This window comes from Priestia sp. LL-8, from assembly GCF_036227845.1.
GTDB lineage: Bacteria > Bacillota > Bacilli > Bacillales > Bacillaceae_H > Priestia > Priestia zanthoxyli.
The window spans coordinates 840940-858462 of sequence record NZ_JAZAQH010000001.1; the positions used below are offsets into that span (position 1 = coordinate 840940).

Consider the following 17523-nt stretch of genomic DNA (forward strand, 5'->3'; position numbering starts at 1 on the left):
TAAAGGTGCGATGAAATGAAAAAATGGTTTCAAGTATCGCTGCAAACAAAAATCGTAGGTTTATCCGCAGCATTAATCATCACTGTTATTGTTCTTTTAGCGAGTATTTTCTCTTACATGCAGTTTGTAGAATCTAAAAGGCAAGCCGAGCAGCTGGCTCTTCAAGCAGCCAAATCAATATCGTTTATGCCGGAAGTCAAAGCTGCTTTTCAAAAAAAACAGCCGAGTCGCTATATTCAGCCTCTCGCAGAGCAGGTCAGGGAACAAATCGGAGCAGCAAGTATTGTGGTTCAAAACCGTGAGCAAATCATTTATTCTCATTCTAATCAAAAATGGATAGGAAAGAAAAATAAAGAAGCGGTTAACGATAGAGCACTGCTGTTTGGCGGATATTATACGCTTGACGGAGAGGGAACTACAGGTCCTGCTATTATGGGGAAAGCGCCTATTGTCATCAGTCACGGAAAGTATACGGAAGTCGTGGGAGTGGTGACGGTTGAGTTTTTAAAGTCTCATGTTCATGCTCAGCTCATTACGCGTATTCAGCAAATTATCCTATTTTCACTAGCTGTTTTATTGCTTGGTATGATCGGGGGTGTTTTTTTAGCTAAAAGTATTAAAAAAGATACTCTCGGTCTTGAACCCCATGAAATCGCTTCTTTATACCGTGAACGAAATGCAATTTTACTTTCGATAAAAGAAGGAATTATTGCTATTGATCATCAAGGCTTTATTACGATGATGAATACATCAGCTAAAAATATGCTGGGGTTACAGACGGAATACTTACAGCATCATATTATTGAAGTATTTCCTTATACGAATATGATTGAAGTGCTAGATACAGGAATAGCCCGAAGCGATCAAGAGATTTTTTTGAATGAAAAAACGTTTATCTTAAACTTAACACCCATTATTGAACATCAGCGAATTGTAGGAGTGGTCGCTAGTTTTCGTGATAAGACAGAATTAAAAAGCTTAATCAATACGATTTCAGAAGTACGAAAATATTCAGAGGATTTACGAGCTCAAACGCATGAGTTTACGAATAAGCTGTATGTTTTGTCGGGTTTGCTGCAGTTAGGGCAGTACAAAGATGCATTGGAGTTTATTCAAAAAGAATCAGCTGTACACCAAACGCAAAATCGTATTCTATTTGATCAGATATTAGATTCCAAAGTCCAAGCAATATTGCTTGGGAAGATTGGAAAAGCATCTGAAAAGAAAATTCATTTTTCGGTTGATCCGGAGAGTACACTCGATACGCTCCCAGAACATATTGAAATTTCGCATCTCATTATCATTATTGGGAACTTAATTGATAATGCATTTGAAGCCGTGAGTCAGCAGTCTAAAAAAGAAGTGTCGTTTTTTATTACCGATATTGGTCATGATTTAATTATTGAAGTGATGGATAACGGACCCGGTATATCAGAAGAAGTACTAAATCAAATTTTCACAAAAGGGTTTTCAACCAAAGGTACAGACAGAGGATACGGACTGGCAAATATAAAGAAAATGATAGATGAACTTGGAGGATCTATTGAAGTGTATAATCAGCCGGAAGGAGGAGCCATTTTTTCAGTTTACCTTCCAAAAAACTGAATCATGAGAAGTAAGGGGAGAGTCGAAATGTTACGAGTCGCAATTGCAGAAGACGATTTTCGAATTGCTCAAGTTCAAGAGCGATTTTTATTAGAAGTAGATGGTATAGAAGTTGTAGGCAAAGCGTTGAATGCAAAAGAGACGCTTGAAATGCTAAAGGAGAAGAAAGTTGATTTGCTCCTTTTAGACATTTATATGCCAGATGAAATGGGGACGGATTTACTGCCGAAAATTAGAGCGCAGTTTCCACAAGTTGACGTTATCGTGGTAACGGCTGCAACAGAAAAAAACATTGTAGAAATCTGTTTGAGAAACGGCGTCGTTAATTATTTGATTAAGCCGGTTATGATGGAATCCTTCATCAATGCTATTAAACAATATCAAGAGAAAAAGGAACTATTTAGTACGCATGAAGAAGTTGATCAATCATTTATTGATGCGTACTTTGGACATGTCAGAACAAAGCCAAAAGCGGATAAATCTCTTCCTTCAGGTATTGATGGTATCACATTACAAAAGTCAAAAGACATTTTAAAAAGCATCAAAGGAATTACGATTGAAGAGATGGGGCAGCACATGGGAGTATCTCGCACGACCGCTAGACGATATTTAGAGTATCTAGTATCAACTGGTGAGTGTCACGTTGAATATGATTATGGGATTATTGGACGGCCGGAGCGCAAGTACTATTTAGCGTAGCATTCCCCTTGAAGGATGGTATATATGATCAAAAAGCTCATGATAGTGTTTATAAGTATATGTCTTGTTAGCTGCTCTTCTCCCTCTAAAAAGGATCGTATTGATATGGAGAAAATTGAAATTGTGGCAGCCGGTGCAAAAGGCGGAGGGGCAGATGCAACAGTGAGAGCTATTCAACAAGTGCTAACGGAAAAGAAGATTGTGAAGGTCCCCGTTTCTGTGAGCAATAAAATAGGTGGGCAAGGTGAAGAAGGATGGAAATATATTAAACAGAGAAAAGAAGGGAACATTGTTTCCGGAAATTCTAGTTTGCTGATTACAAATAATTTGCTGGGGCAAAGTCAATTAACCTATAAAGACTTTACTCCGCTCGCTATTTTAACATCTGAATGGGAGGTCATCGTAGTCCCTGCTAACTCTCCTATATATAATTTAAAACAGCTCATACGCACTTTAGACCAAAGTGAGTCCAATATTAAAGTGGGGATATCGCCCCGCTTAGGAAACGATGATCATTTATCGTTTATGCAGCTGAATAAAAAAGCAGGTGTAGATTCTTCCAAACTTGAGTTTTTCGTTTACAATAGCAGTCATAAAGTGATTGATGCACTCGTTCATCATCAGCTAGATGTAGCACCGATGTCATTATCAGAAGTAAAAAAGCAGTATGAACAAGGGCAGGTAAGAATACTCGCCGTTTCTTCTCCCAGCAGGCTAGAAGAGTTAAAAGAGATTCCAACGTGGAAAGAAGCGGGAATTGACGTAACATTTAGCCATTGGAGAGGTCTAATGGGACCGCCTAATATGACCAAAGAGCAGGTAGCATATTGGAATAAGGCCGTGTATGACATGGTTCATACAAAAGAATGGGAACAGCTGCTTAAAGATAACGATTTAACCTCTTTTTATAAAAATAGCAGCGGTGCTAAAGTCTTTCTTGAACAGCAAAGCAAGCTGTATTCTGACTTAATGGGCGGAACAAATGATGAATAAATACAATAGAAAGAGGTTGGGATAAAAGGATTTTAGACGAAATGAAAAACGAACCATTGATCAAAATGTTTGATTGATGGTTCATTTTTTCTTGTAGTGAACATAGGTTTCATCTGTTTCGTTCCTTCTAGCAGTAGATTGGAGAGCAAGACGAAGACTCCTGCGGGAAAAGCGGAACAGGTGAGACCCCACAGGAGCGTAAGCGACGAGGAGGCTCAACGGCCGCCCGCGGAAAGCGAAGTCTTGCACGGAAATCAACTGCGGTGTCAAAAGCAGTTCAGCTCATATATCTCATTTGTTCGTCTTTAGAATTGGATTCATTTCGTTATGTTTCAATCCCTTTCTATCAGTGTACATCTTTTAAATCCAAGTTTTGAATGAACTCAATAAAAGCTTTTACGATGTTAATTTTTAAGGAATCTTCATGGTAAAACATCCATGTGCTGCGCGTTAAAGGCTGCTGGTCTTTTGTTTTTAACGTGTATCTGTAAATCTCTGCTGCGTCATCAAGCAGCATACTCGGCAAAATCGCATAACCGAGTCCGTTTACAACCATCTTTTTGCATGTTTCTGCTTTATCTACTTCAATGCTGACAAGGGGAGGCTGAGAGTAATTTTCAGCCCACCAGTTATCAACGGATGTTTTTAAAAAACGATCTTGATGATAATCAATTCGAGGTAGATTGGGAAGATTGTTTATGTCGACAGGCTGTGCAGACGCAATGCAAATTGTTTCTTTAAAAAGCAGCTCTTTCTGATCTTGCCAGTTATAATCCCCTTTTACAAACGCAATATGAACATCGTGCTTATAAAGTAAGTGGGCCATGTCGCTGCTCCATCCGGTCGTGACTTTGAATTCAACGTCAGGAAATCGCTCTTTAAATAAGCGTAATAGTCCAGGGAGTTTGTAGTCAGTAAAAAAGTTAGACACTCCTAGACGTAAAGTACCGGTTAATTGATCATCCATGTTTAACACATTTTCTTTTATTTTTTGAACCGTAAGCAGCATTTCTTCTGCGCACTTCACTAAATATTCTCCCTGCGGTGTAAATTGAACTCCGCGGCGCCCTCTGTTCACGATCTGAACATGAAATTCCTTCTCCATCTGCTGCAGTCTATGCGTAAGCGCAGGCTGAGATATAAATAGCTCCTTGGCTGCTTTTGTAATGTTTTTTTCTCGATACAACACTTGTAGAATAAGCCAATCTCGATCGTCCATACTACCCCTCCAGGAATAAAAAAAATGAATGGTTTATAATAAAATTTCGATATTTTAATTATCTCTAAAATTATACTATAGTTAAGAAGAGGAATGTTCGGTGTAAGAAAGAAAAGCCTTGTAGAAGGAAGGAAGTAGGTATGAACGCAAGAGTTGTTTTTTTAAAGTCTATATTTTTTATTCTATTAACAAGCGTGGGAGGATTTCTTTTATCGTTAACAGGCTTATCCATTGGCTGGATGCTTGGTACTCTCATTTTAGCTGCTATTCTAGCTTTTCGAAAGCCGCGTTTTTTATCTCAAACAAGCAAAAAAGGTATTCCAAAATATTGGCTGTACGCTGGACAGTGCATTTTAGGGATTGAATTAGGTCAAAAGATTAACTTGTCTGTGTTGACTACGTTTCAATCTCACTGGTCCACCATTACGATTATGCTTTTGCTGTCCGTTGTATTTTCTCTTTTATCCGGTTATTTGCTATGGAAGTTCAGTTCCACAGACTTATTAACAAGCTTTTTCGGTACGACTCCGGGTGGAATGAGCGCAATGCCAGGTATGGCTGAAGAGGTAGGAGCCAATACGGCAGTTGTAAGCATCATTCAAACGATGCGCGTGTTTTTAGTTGTGCTTGCTGTTCCTTTATTTGTGGTCTATTGGGGAAGTAATACAGGACGGCATGCAGTGTCAGTTACTCCAAGTGTTTTTGGGTGGGGATCACTGTTATGGACAGGCGTTTTAATCGTTACAGCAGTAGTAGGCTATTATATAGGAAAAAAACTAAAATTTCCTGCTCCTTGGTTAGTAGGAGGAATGCTTACTGTTGCGATTGTTCAAACAGCTGCTTCATCGTACGTGGGGTATAATCTTCAAGCATACTGGCCTCATTCTGTGATGATTTTATCGCAAATTTTTATTGCTTCAAGCATTGGTTCTCGCTTTCATAAAGAAATGTTTATTGGCGTAAAAAAAATTATGGTTGTCGCGCTTATTAATACAATCGGCTTAATCGCCGCTATGTTCGTATGTGCACTAGTAGTCTCCAAAATAACTGGAATTGAGCTTATCACGTCTATTTTAGCGTTTGCTCCTGGAGGCATTGCAGAAATGGCGACTACATCCATTGTACTGCAGGCTGATTCGACGTTAGTAGTAGCGGTCCAAGTGCTTCGAATTTTAACCATTTGGCTTCTTCTTCCTCCGCTATTTCGATTGTTTCATCAGTGGGGAGAAAGAAAAAGAATACATTCACACGTTTCATAATAAATATGTGAATGCACTAGGCAAAGTAAGGGTGAGTTTTAAAGAGGGAAATGGGGGAGAATAGATGAGTAATAAAGAAATGGTGGTCAGTCAGTTCGGGGGGAATGCTGGAAAGTACGTCAAAAGTAAAGGTCATGCGAAAGGCAAAGATTTAGCTGTTTTAGCGGAAATTGCTGAAGAAAATAGAGGGGGAAAGCTGCTTGATGTAGCAACTGGAGGAGGACACGTGGCAAATAAGTTAGCACCTGTCTTTCAAGAAGTAACGGCTTTTGACTTAACTCCTCAAATGTTGCAAAGTGCTGAAGGCTTCATTAAAGAAAATGGTCATGAAAATGTATCATTTGTTCAAGGAGATGCTGAGGATATGCCATTTCAAGATGACGAGTTTGATACGGTAACGTGCAGAATTGCACCGCACCATTTTCCTAATATTAAACAGTTCATCAAAGAGGTATACCGAGTGTTAAAGCCCGGCGGACAGTTCTTGCTCATTGATAATGTAGCGCCGGAAGTGAATGCCTATGACGAGTTTTATAATCGAGTTGAAAAGACAAGAGATCCAAGCCATTATCGTGCTTATAAAAAAACAGAGTGGCTTTCTATGCTTGAAATGCAAGGATTCCGTACAGAAGTGCTGACAACTTTTCCAAAGCGCTTTTTATTTGATGACTGGTGTGGGATGATGAATGTTCCGGAAGAGACAAAGAGTGAGCTTACTCAATATATGCTGAATATACCAAGCGGATTTAAACAGTTTTTCGACATCAAAACGAATCAACAGGGAATTGAATCGTTTCAAGGAGAAGCAATCTTTGTAGCGTGTTACAAAAATAAATAAAAAGAAGCCAACTCACCGGAGTTGGCTTCTTTTTTTACTTATGCTCGTTGTTTTGAACGATTTCCAAAATATTGCGTAATACGGTCTAAAATAATCGCTAAAATAACGATTGAAATTCCAGCTTCAAAGCCCGTGCCGACTTCAAGTCGAGAAACTGCACGATATACCTCCGCACCAAGTCCCGGAGCACCTACAAGAGAAGCAATAACAACCATTGAAAGAGATAGCATGATGCTTTGGTTAATTCCGGCCATGATTGTTTTTGTAGCTAATGGAAGCTGTACTTTAAATAATTTTTGTTTTGTTGTTGAACCGTAGGCATTTGCTGCTTCTACTAAGTCAGCGGGTACTTCACGAATACCTAGGTTCGTTAAGCGAATCGTCGGAGGCATTGCAAAGATCACAGATGAGATAACACCTGGTACCACCCCAATTCCAAAGAAGAAAAGTGCTGGAATCAAATAAACAAATGCAGGCATCGTTTGCATAAAGTCTAAGATTGGCGTAATAATCCGAGCTGTCTTTTCGCTTTGAGATGCCCAAATGCCAAGCGGAATTCCTACTATAATCGAAATCAGTACGCTTGTTAAAACGAGGGCTAGTGTGTCCATTGTTTCTTGCCAGTAGCCAAGATTAAGAATAAATAATAGACCAATCATCGATAAAATAGTAAATGACCATTTTTTACTTGAAAACCAAGCAATGATTCCGACAATTAAGATTAAAATTAATGCTGGTGGAAAGGTTAGCACTAGTACAATAAAACTTACAATACCATCGACAATAGCTGAAATAACATCAAAAAACCCTTTGATATTATCATTTAAAAACGTGACAAAATGGTCAATCCAATTGCCAACGGGAATTTTAGGAATACTATTCATTTACGTTCACCTCATTACTATCAGTACCGGCGAGTGCTTCAATCACTCGTTCTTTTTTAATGATGCCGCGCAGACGATGGTTTTCATCTACAACCGGTAGCGGAAAACGGCTGATAACCATTTTGTCGTACAAGTTTTCTAGTAGCGTATCTGTTGTAACAGTTGGAATATCCGTATCTAATACGTCTGCTGTCAGTTTATCTTGTTTAATCGCACGGCTAATATCATCTGCCGTTACAACTCCTAGAAGAGTTTTTTTCTTGTCTACGACGTAGATGCTTGAATAACCAGCTTCTTGCATAATTTTAAGAGCTACACGCGGACCTCGGTCTACGGTAATGGATTCGGCACGATTCATCACGCTTTCAGCTGTGTATACTTTAGCTACATTAACGTCTTCCACAAAGCGCTCGACATAATCATTGGCAGGGTTTGTCATAATCTCTTCGGGTGTTCCTACTTGAACAACACTGCCGTCTTTCATTAATACGATCCGATCTCCAATTCGAAGAGCTTCATCAAGATCATGGGTAATAAAAATGATTGTACGCTCCATTTTTTCTTGAAGCTCTAGTAAAAAATCTTGCATGTCTTTACGAATAAGGGGATCTAATGCACTGAATGCTTCATCCATTAATAAAATGTCAGGGTCATTGGCAAGTGCTCTGGCCAGTCCGACACGCTGCTGCATACCGCCGCTCAGTTCACCGGGATATTGATTTTCGTATCCTTTTAAACCTACTAATTCAAGCGCTTCTTTTGCTTTCTTCTCACGTTCGGCTTTTGGTGTACCTTGAACTTCTAATCCGTATTCTGTGTTATCAAGAACCGTACGGTGAGGGAATAAGGCAAAGTTTTGGAAAACCATGCTCATTTTTTTTCGGCGCATGTCGCGAAGTTCCTCTTTGTTCATTTTTACTACATCGTCACCGTCTAAAATAAGAGATCCAGACGTTGGTTCAACAAGGCGGTTAAACATGCGAACTAAAGTGGATTTACCGCTTCCGGACAGGCCCATAATGACGAAGATTTCACCGGACTTGATTTCGAAGTTTGCTTGATTAACTCCAATTGTCATTCCTGTTTCTTCTAAAATTTCTTTTTTTGTTTTTCCTTTTTGAAGTAAATCAATCGCTTTTGACGGATTCTTACCAAACACTTTGGTTATATTTTGTACTTTTAATTTTACGTGTTCCATATGTCCACCTCAATTGTTGTTTTCTTTTACGTTCATTACTCTTTCGTCCAACTGTCGATTAACTTTTTATGTTTTTTTACCCATTTCTGTGCTGCTTCTTCAGGGTTTGAAGATTTTTCAACTTGTGACAGAAGAGGACTGATTAATTTATCGTTCATCTGTGCATTATTCATCCATTTTATGACTTGAGGGTTTGTCTTTTTAAATTCCTTGCTTGTCATTGTGTAAATGTTGTCAGGGTCTCCAAACGAATTTTTAGGATCTTTTAAGTATTTGATGTCAAAGTCTGCAAAAGCCCAGTGAGGATTCCACATAGTAACAACAATTGGTTTTTTGGCATCATAGGCTTTGCGCAGTTCACTGAGCATAGCTGCCTCAGACGATTTTACAAGCGTATAGCTTTTAAGGTTATAATCTTTTAACGCCTGTTCGGCTAATCCGTTAATGCTGGAGCCTGGGTCAATTCCAATAACTTTGTTATCGACATCAGAAGCAACCTTAGCAAGGTCTTCCGTTGTGTTCACATCTTTCATGTAGGCGGGAACTGCAAATCCTAAGCGTGCGTTTTTAAGCCAAGGGTCTTCGATATTCACTTGGTCTTTATACTTTTTGTAAAAAGGCGCATCTGTTGTAGGAAGCCATGGTGCAAACGAAATGTCAATGTCGTCATTAGCTGTTCCTACCCAAACACCGGCTTTCTCTAAGAAAACAGTTCTAACCTTATAACCTTGATCTTCTAAAATCTGTTTCCATACGTACGTGTAGGCAATGTTTTCAGTATAGTTATTCATGCCGATGGTAATGGTTTTTTTATCTTTAAAGGCGCCATTACCGTTGCCGCAAGCTGAAGTAATAACTAGAAGAAAACAAATCATGCTGATTAAAAATAGTTTCTTCATGCAATGTAACTCCTTTATAAAGTTTTAAATCAATATGACTGATATGTAGAACGGATGCTAAACACAACGAAGTGTATACCCGGTTTTTTTAGGTGATAAACATAGAAAATATAAAATGTGAAATAGAGTGGGTGATTTTTCGGCGTTGTAAAGTTATTTTTAGCTAAAAATGTACATCGTAGTTAAGAGAAATTATGGGAAATAAATGGATAAAATAAGTGACTGTAGAATCAGTCTTACATGTTATCACTCTTTTTTTTACTCCGTCAACTTTAAGTGAGGAGTAATTAGGAGATCAAGCTGTATAAATAAACGCAGAAAAGTATCTTTCTAATAAAGTTATTATTTCAGAAGATTTGGTGCTTAAAGTGCGTTGTATCAGCTTTTACCTTGAATTGTAAAAGGAGTAGAAATAGCAACAAGTCATATAAGAAGCGTAAGGGAAAATTGATAAAATAAAAAATATTTATGAAGCCAGTATACGGCTGATTTTTTAATTGAATTTAAAGATTCAGAAAATTTTATCTTGCATAATTTCTGCTGCTTATAGTAAAATGAATGAAAGTCATTCATTTTATAGGTGGAGGGAAAGATTTGGTTACAAGCACAAGTGAAAAATACGATAAGATTTTACAGGCAGCGATTGAAGTTATATCTGAAAAAGGACTTGATAAAACATCAATTTCAGACATTGTAAAGCGTGCAGGCGTAGCTCAAGGAACTTTTTATCTTTATTTCAGATCCAAAAATGCCCTTGTTCCTGCTATTGCAGAAAACTTACTTTCTTTGTCGCTTGAAAAAATTAAAGAAAGAGCTAAAACAGCAACAAATTTTTTAAGTACATTAGAGGTGATGATTGACGAAACGTATAAAACAACAGATGAATATAGAGATGTTCTTGTTTTATGCTATTCGGGGCTCGCTTTTGACTATTCATTAGAAACATGGGAAGCTATTTATTTACCTTATTACAACTGGTTTGAAGAGGTATTAAATGAGGCAGTGAAAAAAGAAGAAGTCATCAAGCAGCTTAACGTTAAATGGACAGCTAAGACGATGATTAATTTGATTGAAAACGCTGCTGAACTTTTTTATATCGGGCGAGAGCAAGATGTCACACTTGAACAATCGAAGGAAGAACTTTTTCAATTCTTAAAGCGTTCTCTTGTGCCATTGTAATATTAGCGATGCTAATATTACACCCATTAAAATGACTGACATTCATTCAAAATATACAATTAGTTATCAGAATTATAAGTTTTTAAAGGTTTAAAATGACTGACAATCAGTCGTTATTTGATAAGGAGGTATCTTATGGATCGTACAGCCGTTAAAACTTTAGCTTTGAATATGTACATAAATGGAGAGTGGAGAAAAGCAGAGAAGCAGCGTCCAACTGTTAACCCAGCGACAGGTGAAGTAATTGGATATGCTGCAGAAGGCAGCGCAGAAGATATGAAAGCAGCAATTGAAGCAGCACGAGAAGCCTTTGACAGCGGAATTTGGTCTGAGACTTCTGCATCTGAAAGAGCAGCCATCTTATTCAAAATTGCCGATAAGCTTGAGGAAGCGAAAGAGGAATTAGCAGCGCTAGAAACAATGGATAACGGAAAGCCATATCGTGAAGCTGAGGCTGATGTGGAAGATGCAGCTGCTTGTTTTAGGTATTACGCTGGGTTAATTACAAAACCAGACGGTCAAACGTACAGTGTTCCTGCACCTATGCAAGCAATGGTTATAAAAGAACCAATCGGGGTGTGCGGACTGATTGTACCTTGGAATTATCCGCTCTTGATGAGCGTGTGGAAAATTGCACCTGCTTTAGCTGCAGGAAATACGATTGTATTTAAACCTTCTGAAGTGACACCAGTTACTCCTACAAAACTTTTTGAGATTTTAGAAAGCGTAGGATTGCCAAAAGGAGTAGCAAATCTTGTTATGGGAGCCGGAGATACTGTGGGAAATACGCTTATTCAAGATAAGCGTGTTGATAAGATTTCTTTTACAGGCGGAACGGTAACTGGAAAACACATTATGCGTCAAGCAGCAGAAAATGTAACGAAAGTCTCTTTAGAACTTGGAGGAAAGTCACCGAACATTATATTTGCTGACGCTGATTTTGAAACAGCTGTAGATTATGCCTTGTTTGGAATTTTTGCAGGGAGCGGCCAAATTTGCGCTGCAGGTTCTCGTATTTTAGTAGAAGAAAGCATTGCTGAGCGATTTATCGAACGTTTTGCAGAGCGTGCTCAAAAAATTAAAGTAGGAAATGGAATGGATCAAGAGATTGAAATGGGCCCTCTTGTAAGTGAAGAACATATGAAAAAAGTATTAAAGTACATCGAAATTGGAAAGCAAGAAGGCGCTCGCCTTGTATGCGGAGGCAACCGAATCACCAGCAGTGGGTTGGAAAAAGGTTTTTTTGTAGAACCTACAGTTTTTAGTAACGTTACGTCAAATATGAAAATTGTGCAAGATGAAATCTTTGGGCCTGTTGTCGTTATTCAAACGTTTAAAGATGAAAAAGAAGCTATTAAGCTTGCAAATGATACGGAATATGGTTTAGCAGGCAGCGTGTTTACAAACGACGGTGCAAAAGCTCTTCGGGTGATTAAAAAGCTGCGTGCGGGTATCACTTGGGTAAACACGTATCATTTTACGTTTAATGAAGCGCCTTGGGGCGGATATAAGCAGAGCGGAATTGGCCGAGGGCTAGGAACGTTTGGTTTGGAAGAATTTCAAGAAGTAAAACAAATTAATATTAATTTACAAGTAGAGCCAATCGGCTGGTTTAAAAATTAAAAAGTAGAGAAGGAGCGATATTAAAATGAATACAGTGACGAAAAATCAAGAGGTAAACAAAGCATACGGTGAAGTAAACGAATATATCAACAAAGTGCTGGGACTTATTGAAAAAAGCGAAGTATCAGCTGAAGAAGCACAGTGGATTACGAAAGAAACAGTAGACGGATTTCGCGAGCATGTCAACCCAGGCTTTTTAGAATATCGTAAAACGGTAACGGTGGATACGCAGTTTGCAGCTGTTGAATGGTCAGATGAAGGTTCTTGTTTTACTGATGTAAACGGTAAAAAATACATTGATTGTTTGGGCGGATTTGGAATTTATAACGTGGGGCACCGTCATCCTAAAGTAGTCAAAGCTGTTCAAGATCAGCTTCAGCGTCAAGCGCTCCATAGCCAAGACTTATTAGATCCACTTCGTGCGATGCTTGCGAAAATTTTAGCAGATATTACACCGGGGGATTTGAAGTATTCCTTTTTCACAAACAGCGGAACAGAAAGCGTAGAAGCCGCTTTAAAACTAGCGAAAATGTATAGTGATCGAACAACGTTTATTTCCACAACACGTTCTTTTCATGGAAAAAGTCTAGGTTCTTTATCAGGTACGGCAAAAGGAATGTTCCGTAAACCATTTCTGCCGTTAATTCCAGGTTTCCGTCACGTGCCGTTTGGTGATATTGACATGATGCGCAAAACATTTGAAACGTGCGCGCTTGTAGGGGAAGATGTGGCAGCTGTTTTATTAGAACCAATTCAAGGAGAGGGCGGCATTATTCTTCCTCCTGAAAATTATTTAAAAGAAGTGCGTGCACTGTGTGATGAGTACGACGCTATCTTAATTTTTGATGAAGTTCAAACAGGTATGGGACGTACCGGTGAAATGTTTGCATCAGAACTATATGATGTTGTACCCGATATTTTATGTCTTGCTAAAGCGTTTGGAGGAGGAGTTATGCCTGCTGGCGCGGTTGTAGCAAAAGAAAAAGTGTTTTCAAGCTTCTTTGATAATCCGTTTATGCACACAACAACGTTTGGAGGCAACCCGCTTGCCTGCGCAGCGGCTATTGCAACTATTAACGTGTTGATTGAAGAACAGCTGCCAAACCGCGCGAAAGAGCTAGGGGAATACTTCCTTGCTGGTTTAAAGAAAGCTGCTGAAAAACATGGAGATAAAGTACTTGAAATCAGAGGGCAAGGTTTAATGATTGGAATTGAATTTCACCAAGATGAAATTGGCTACGCGCTTTCTAAAGGTATGTTTGATGAAGGAATTCTAGTAGCTGGGACGCTTGTAAACTCTAAAACAATTCGTATTGAGCCACCGTTGACTATTTCAGCGGAAGAAGTAGATCAAGTCATTTCTACATTTGAAAAAGTATTAAATGAGCTAAGCAACCAATAAATGTAACAAGGAGCAATGAATATGAATCGTCAAACGTTTCTTATTCCCGTATTGCTTTCGATGATTTTAGTAGTACAAATGCCTAGCGACTAACTGAAATTATCGAAACGGAGGAGTAAATCATGAAATATCCATTGTCCCCAGATGTCAAACCAGAATTTTGTACAACAGGCTCATTTATGAGGCTTCCAGCGGAAAGAGGAAATGCAAAAGTAGGGCTAGTAGGGATGCCGTTTGATACGGCGGCATCTTTCAGAGTAGGTGCGCGTTTTGCACCTCAAGCCATTCGGCAAGCTTCCATGACGCTGTTTCCTTATCACCCGGTACACGACGTATACCCATTTGATGATACAAATGCCATTGATATTGGTGATGTGCCGGTTATTCCGCATAATATTCACAGAAGCTATGAATTGATGGAAGAAGCGGTAGGAGCTCTTATGGATAGAGGAATCGTTCCAATTGGAATTGGAGGAGATCATTCCGTTACTTTAGCAAGCCTTCGTGCTGCTGCTAAAAGATATGGCCCAGTGGCTATGATTCATTTTGATTCTCATACAGATACGTGGGATACGTATTATGATGAAAAATATTGGCACGGATCTCCTTTTATACGCGCATATGAAGAAGGGCTAGTAGATCCGAAGAAAGTTTTTCAAATTGGTATTCGCGGGACATTAAATCATCCGGGAGATGTTCAAGAAAGCAAAGACCTCGGTTACCATGTAGTAACGGCAGGAGAGCTTGAACGTCAGGGGTTTTCAATGATTTTGGAGCAAATGAAGACAGCGATTGGAGATACGCCGTGCTTTTTAACATTTGATATTGATTTTGTTGATCCTTCTTGTGCACCAGGCACGGGAACGCTTGAAGTAGGCGGATTCAGCAGCAGAGAAACGCTGCAAATGATCCGTTCTCTAACGGGATTTAACTATGTTGGATTTGACCTAGTAGAAGTGCTGCCTTCTTATGATCCAACTCAGATAACCTCTTTGCTTGCAGCTACAATCATTCATGATTTTGCTAGTTTAGTTGCAGTGAAAACGAAAAGAAAGTCATTGGATACGACGATTGAATAATGGCTTGTAAGCAGAAATCCCTCTCATTCAGAGGGTATTTCTGCGTTGATATAGCAGGAGATTAGGAACATATAGCTATTTAAAATAAAGCGCTTTCATAATATGATAAAAGAAAAAGATAGTTTGTTAGCAACCCTTACCAACTTAAAGAAATAAATCATATATTTGCTATAGTAAACGTAACAACCCTTTATATAAAAATGAATGAAAGTCATTCATTTTTATATAAAGAAATTAAATCATATGCATTTATGGATTAAATTGTCAGAATGTTCTTAATAAAGTGAAGGGGGAAGATAAATGAAACATGAAACAGTAACATTAAAAAGGTCGTTGAAATTATCGCAGATTGTATTAATGGGGATCGGATATATGACTCCGATGGTAGTGTTTGATACGTTTGGGATTGCGTCTGATATGACGAATGGACACGTTCCCACGTCTTATATCATAGCCCTTGTCGGGATGCTTCTCACGGCAGTAAGCTACAAAAAGATGATTCAAGTGTTTCCAAATGCAGGATCAGCTTATACATATACGCAAAAGACAATCAATCCACATTTAGGGTTCTTAGTTGGCTGGTCTGCACTAATGGATTATCTCTTTTTACCGATGGTTAACGCACTTATTTTTCAAATTTATTTATCATCTATTTTCCCTTCTGTACCATCGTGGATTTGGGTTGTCAGCTTCGTTATTATCGTTACGCTGCTAAATTTACGAAGCGTTAATTTCACTGCCAATTTCAATACGTTTCTTGTTGTATTTCAAATGACGATTTTAGTATTGTTTGTTGCTGTTTCAATCAAAGCCTTGCTAGGCGGAATGGGGGAAGGAACACTTTTTTCTATGAAGCCCTTCTTTAATCAGAACATGACGTCATCAGGGCTAATAGCAGGAGCTACACTTATGTGTTTTTCCTATTTAGGGTTTGATGCAGTGGCTATGTTATCAGAAGAAACGCCCAATCCTAAAAAAACGATTCCGCGAGCTATTTTTTTAGTTGCGTTAATCGGAGGAGTCATGTTTACCGTGACATCTTATTTTATTCAAGCGGTTTTTCCGACTTTAGAAGGATTCAAGCATCCAGACGCTGCGGCTCCTGAAATTGCTATGTATGTGAGCGGTACGCTGTTTCAAATTGTCTTTTTAGCTGGAGGAATTGCAGGAACATTATCATCAGGCATGTCATCGCATGCAAGCGTTTCGCGTTTATTATACGTAATGGGACGCGACCGAATTTTACCTCAGTCATTTTTTGGTTATGTTCATCCTAAGCTGCGTACACCTTCGCGAAATATTGTATTAGTCGGAGTGGTATCAGCAACTGCCATTTTCTTTAGTCTGGCAACGGCTACGTCATTTATTAATTTTGGAGCACTCATTGCGTTTTCTTTTGTTAATATTTCGGTTATTGCGCACTATGCTGTTCATCAAAAGCAGCACCGGTCGGCTAAGGGTTTTTGGTCATACATTATTATGCCACTATTAGGAGCAGCGGCGATTGGCGTTTTATGGCTTAACTTGGAGCGCAATTCATTTTTACTTGGTATTGGCTGGGCGATTGCCGGTTTAGTTTATTTAGTGTATGCAACGAAAGGTTTTAGAAGACAGCTGTCTTCCATTGAGTTTAAGGAAACAGAAGAAATGTCACCTTTGATGAAAGTCGGAGAAAAGTAAGGATAGAAACTACCTGTTTAAGCCTATCTTATTAAAGAAGCCACATTTATGGATTACGTATTTTGAACGTGTTACTATGTAAGAACGATAAGATAGAAAAAGGTAGGTAAATTATGATTAAAGCAGTTGTATTTGATTTTGATGGGTTAATTATTGATACAGAATCAGTGTGGTACGAAGTGTACCGCGAAATGTTAGAAGACAGGGGAGTAGATCTACCAATTGCAACGTTTGCTTCTTATGTGGGAACGGATGCTACGGCACTTTACGATTACTTGCTTCAGCAGTTTAACAATGAGTTCACGAAAGAGGAACTGGCTCAAGAATCGTTAAGACGTCATCAAGAAAAAATGAAATCATTAGTAGCCCGAGAAGGTGTAGCAGAGTACTTGGCAGAAGCAAAAGAACTTGGATTAAAAATTGGTTTAGCAAGCAGCTCGTATCGCGACTGGGTAACAGCATTTTTAAAAGAGCTAGATTTGCTGCACTATTTTGAAGTCATTCAAACGCGCGATGATGTAGAAAAAGTGAAGCCAGATCCGGCTCTTTACCGAAATGCAATTGAAAAGCTAGGAGTAGAACCCTCTGAAGCTTTAGCATTTGAAGATTCTTCTAATGGAGCAAAAGCTGCCATGGCAGCAGGCTTGCGCTGTGTAATTGTACCAAATCCGTTAACTAAACACCTGTCATTCGAAAGATATCACTTACATATCGAATCGATGAAAGAGAAAAGTTTAAAAGAAGTGATTCAGTATCTTTGTATTGAAGACTAAAGCTAAAAGCGGCACATTTTCCAAAAGAAAATGTACCGCTTTTTTTATTGTTTTACTGCTTCTTCAGTCAAATCAAAAGGATTATCTACAGGGTTATAGACACCGTCGTAATGCTTTTTAGTTATTAGAATAATAAGTCAATAACCTTTAAAGAAATCCTAATTCAGTATTAGTAATAGCTTCATTTATGTTT

15 protein-coding genes are annotated in these 17523 nt (G+C 38.7%); 11 read left to right on the forward strand and 4 right to left on the reverse strand.

What is annotated here, in order from left to right:
* Positions 1-15 precede the first annotated feature (15 nt).
* Genes U9R83_RS04375 through U9R83_RS04385 form a run of 3 tightly spaced genes read left to right on the forward strand, consistent with a single transcriptional unit; the run spans position 16 to position 3297 of the window.
* Positions 16-1605 carry an ATP-binding protein gene (locus U9R83_RS04375; RefSeq protein WP_226556120.1) on the forward strand — a complete coding sequence of 530 codons (1590 nt, stop codon included), beginning with the start codon at positions 16-18 and terminating at the stop codon, positions 1603-1605.
* 27 nt (positions 1606-1632) lie between these two features.
* The gene (locus U9R83_RS04380) at positions 1633-2304 is read left to right on the forward strand and encodes a response regulator (protein ID WP_014461441.1); all 672 of its coding nucleotides are present in this window, start codon (positions 1633-1635) and stop codon (positions 2302-2304) included.
* Between the two features lie 24 nt (positions 2305-2328).
* Entirely contained in the window at positions 2329-3297 is a 969-nt protein-coding gene (locus U9R83_RS04385) for a tripartite tricarboxylate transporter substrate binding protein (RefSeq protein WP_226556119.1), read from the forward strand.
* Between the two features lie 346 nt (positions 3298-3643).
* Here U9R83_RS04385 and U9R83_RS04390 read toward each other — a convergent pair whose 3' ends face one another.
* The gene (locus tag U9R83_RS04390) at positions 3644-4516 is read right to left on the reverse strand and encodes a LysR family transcriptional regulator (protein ID WP_014461439.1); all 873 of its coding nucleotides are present in this window, start codon (positions 4514-4516) and stop codon (positions 3644-3646) included.
* 140 nt (positions 4517-4656) lie between these two features.
* Between U9R83_RS04390 and U9R83_RS04395 the strand changes: the two genes are divergently transcribed.
* Together U9R83_RS04395 and U9R83_RS04400 are read left to right on the forward strand one after the other, a co-directional pair.
* Positions 4657-5775: an AbrB family transcriptional regulator gene (locus U9R83_RS04395; RefSeq protein ID WP_221780487.1), complete on the forward strand. Its 1119-nt coding sequence runs from the start codon at positions 4657-4659 to the stop codon at positions 5773-5775.
* 64 nt (positions 5776-5839) lie between these two features.
* Positions 5840-6613, forward strand: a complete 774-nt coding sequence (locus U9R83_RS04400) for a class I SAM-dependent methyltransferase (RefSeq protein ID WP_014461437.1) — start codon at positions 5840-5842, stop codon at positions 6611-6613.
* Positions 6614-6651: 38 nt separating this feature from the next.
* Here the strand turns inward: U9R83_RS04400 and U9R83_RS04405 are convergent, their stop codons facing one another.
* The 3 genes from U9R83_RS04405 to U9R83_RS04415 are packed head-to-tail and all read right to left on the reverse strand — an operon-like array spanning position 6652 to position 9594.
* Positions 6652-7497 (reverse strand): ABC transporter permease, encoded by an 846-nt coding sequence (locus U9R83_RS04405; RefSeq protein ID WP_014461436.1) that lies wholly within the window; start codon positions 7495-7497, stop codon positions 6652-6654.
* Complete coding sequence (locus tag U9R83_RS04410; RefSeq protein ID WP_013081886.1) at positions 7490-8695, reverse strand: quaternary amine ABC transporter ATP-binding protein; 1206 nt, start codon at positions 8693-8695, stop codon at positions 7490-7492. Before U9R83_RS04410 ends, U9R83_RS04405 begins: the two co-directional genes overlap by 8 nt.
* 35 nt (positions 8696-8730) lie before the next feature.
* Positions 8731-9594: a glycine betaine ABC transporter substrate-binding protein gene (locus U9R83_RS04415; protein ID WP_014461435.1), complete on the reverse strand. Its 864-nt coding sequence runs from the start codon at positions 9592-9594 to the stop codon at positions 8731-8733.
* A gap of 594 nt (positions 9595-10188) precedes the next feature.
* Between U9R83_RS04415 and U9R83_RS04420 the strand changes: the two genes are divergently transcribed.
* The 6 genes from U9R83_RS04420 to U9R83_RS04445 all read left to right on the forward strand — a co-directional run bounded on the left by U9R83_RS04420 (position 10189) and on the right by U9R83_RS04445 (position 17330).
* Positions 10189-10773 carry a TetR family transcriptional regulator gene (locus U9R83_RS04420; RefSeq protein ID WP_014461433.1) on the forward strand — a complete coding sequence of 195 codons (585 nt, stop codon included), beginning with the start codon at positions 10189-10191 and terminating at the stop codon, positions 10771-10773.
* A 135-nt stretch (positions 10774-10908) separates the two neighbouring features.
* Positions 10909-12396 (forward strand): aldehyde dehydrogenase family protein, encoded by a 1488-nt coding sequence (locus U9R83_RS04425; protein ID WP_226556116.1) that lies wholly within the window; start codon positions 10909-10911, stop codon positions 12394-12396.
* A gap of 25 nt (positions 12397-12421) precedes the next feature.
* Positions 12422-13798 (forward strand): putrescine aminotransferase, encoded by a 1377-nt coding sequence (locus tag U9R83_RS04430; protein ID WP_028412134.1) that lies wholly within the window; start codon positions 12422-12424, stop codon positions 13796-13798.
* Positions 13799-13920: 122 nt separating this feature from the next.
* Positions 13921-14877: an agmatinase gene (gene speB, locus U9R83_RS04435; RefSeq protein WP_014461430.1), complete on the forward strand. Its 957-nt coding sequence runs from the start codon at positions 13921-13923 to the stop codon at positions 14875-14877.
* 300 nt (positions 14878-15177) lie between these two features.
* Positions 15178-16557, forward strand: a complete 1380-nt coding sequence (locus U9R83_RS04440) for an APC family permease (protein WP_328575072.1) — start codon at positions 15178-15180, stop codon at positions 16555-16557.
* A gap of 113 nt (positions 16558-16670) precedes the next feature.
* Entirely contained in the window at positions 16671-17330 is a 660-nt protein-coding gene (locus tag U9R83_RS04445) for an HAD family hydrolase (RefSeq protein WP_014461428.1), read from the forward strand.
* The last annotated feature ends 193 nt before the right edge of the window (positions 17331-17523 follow it).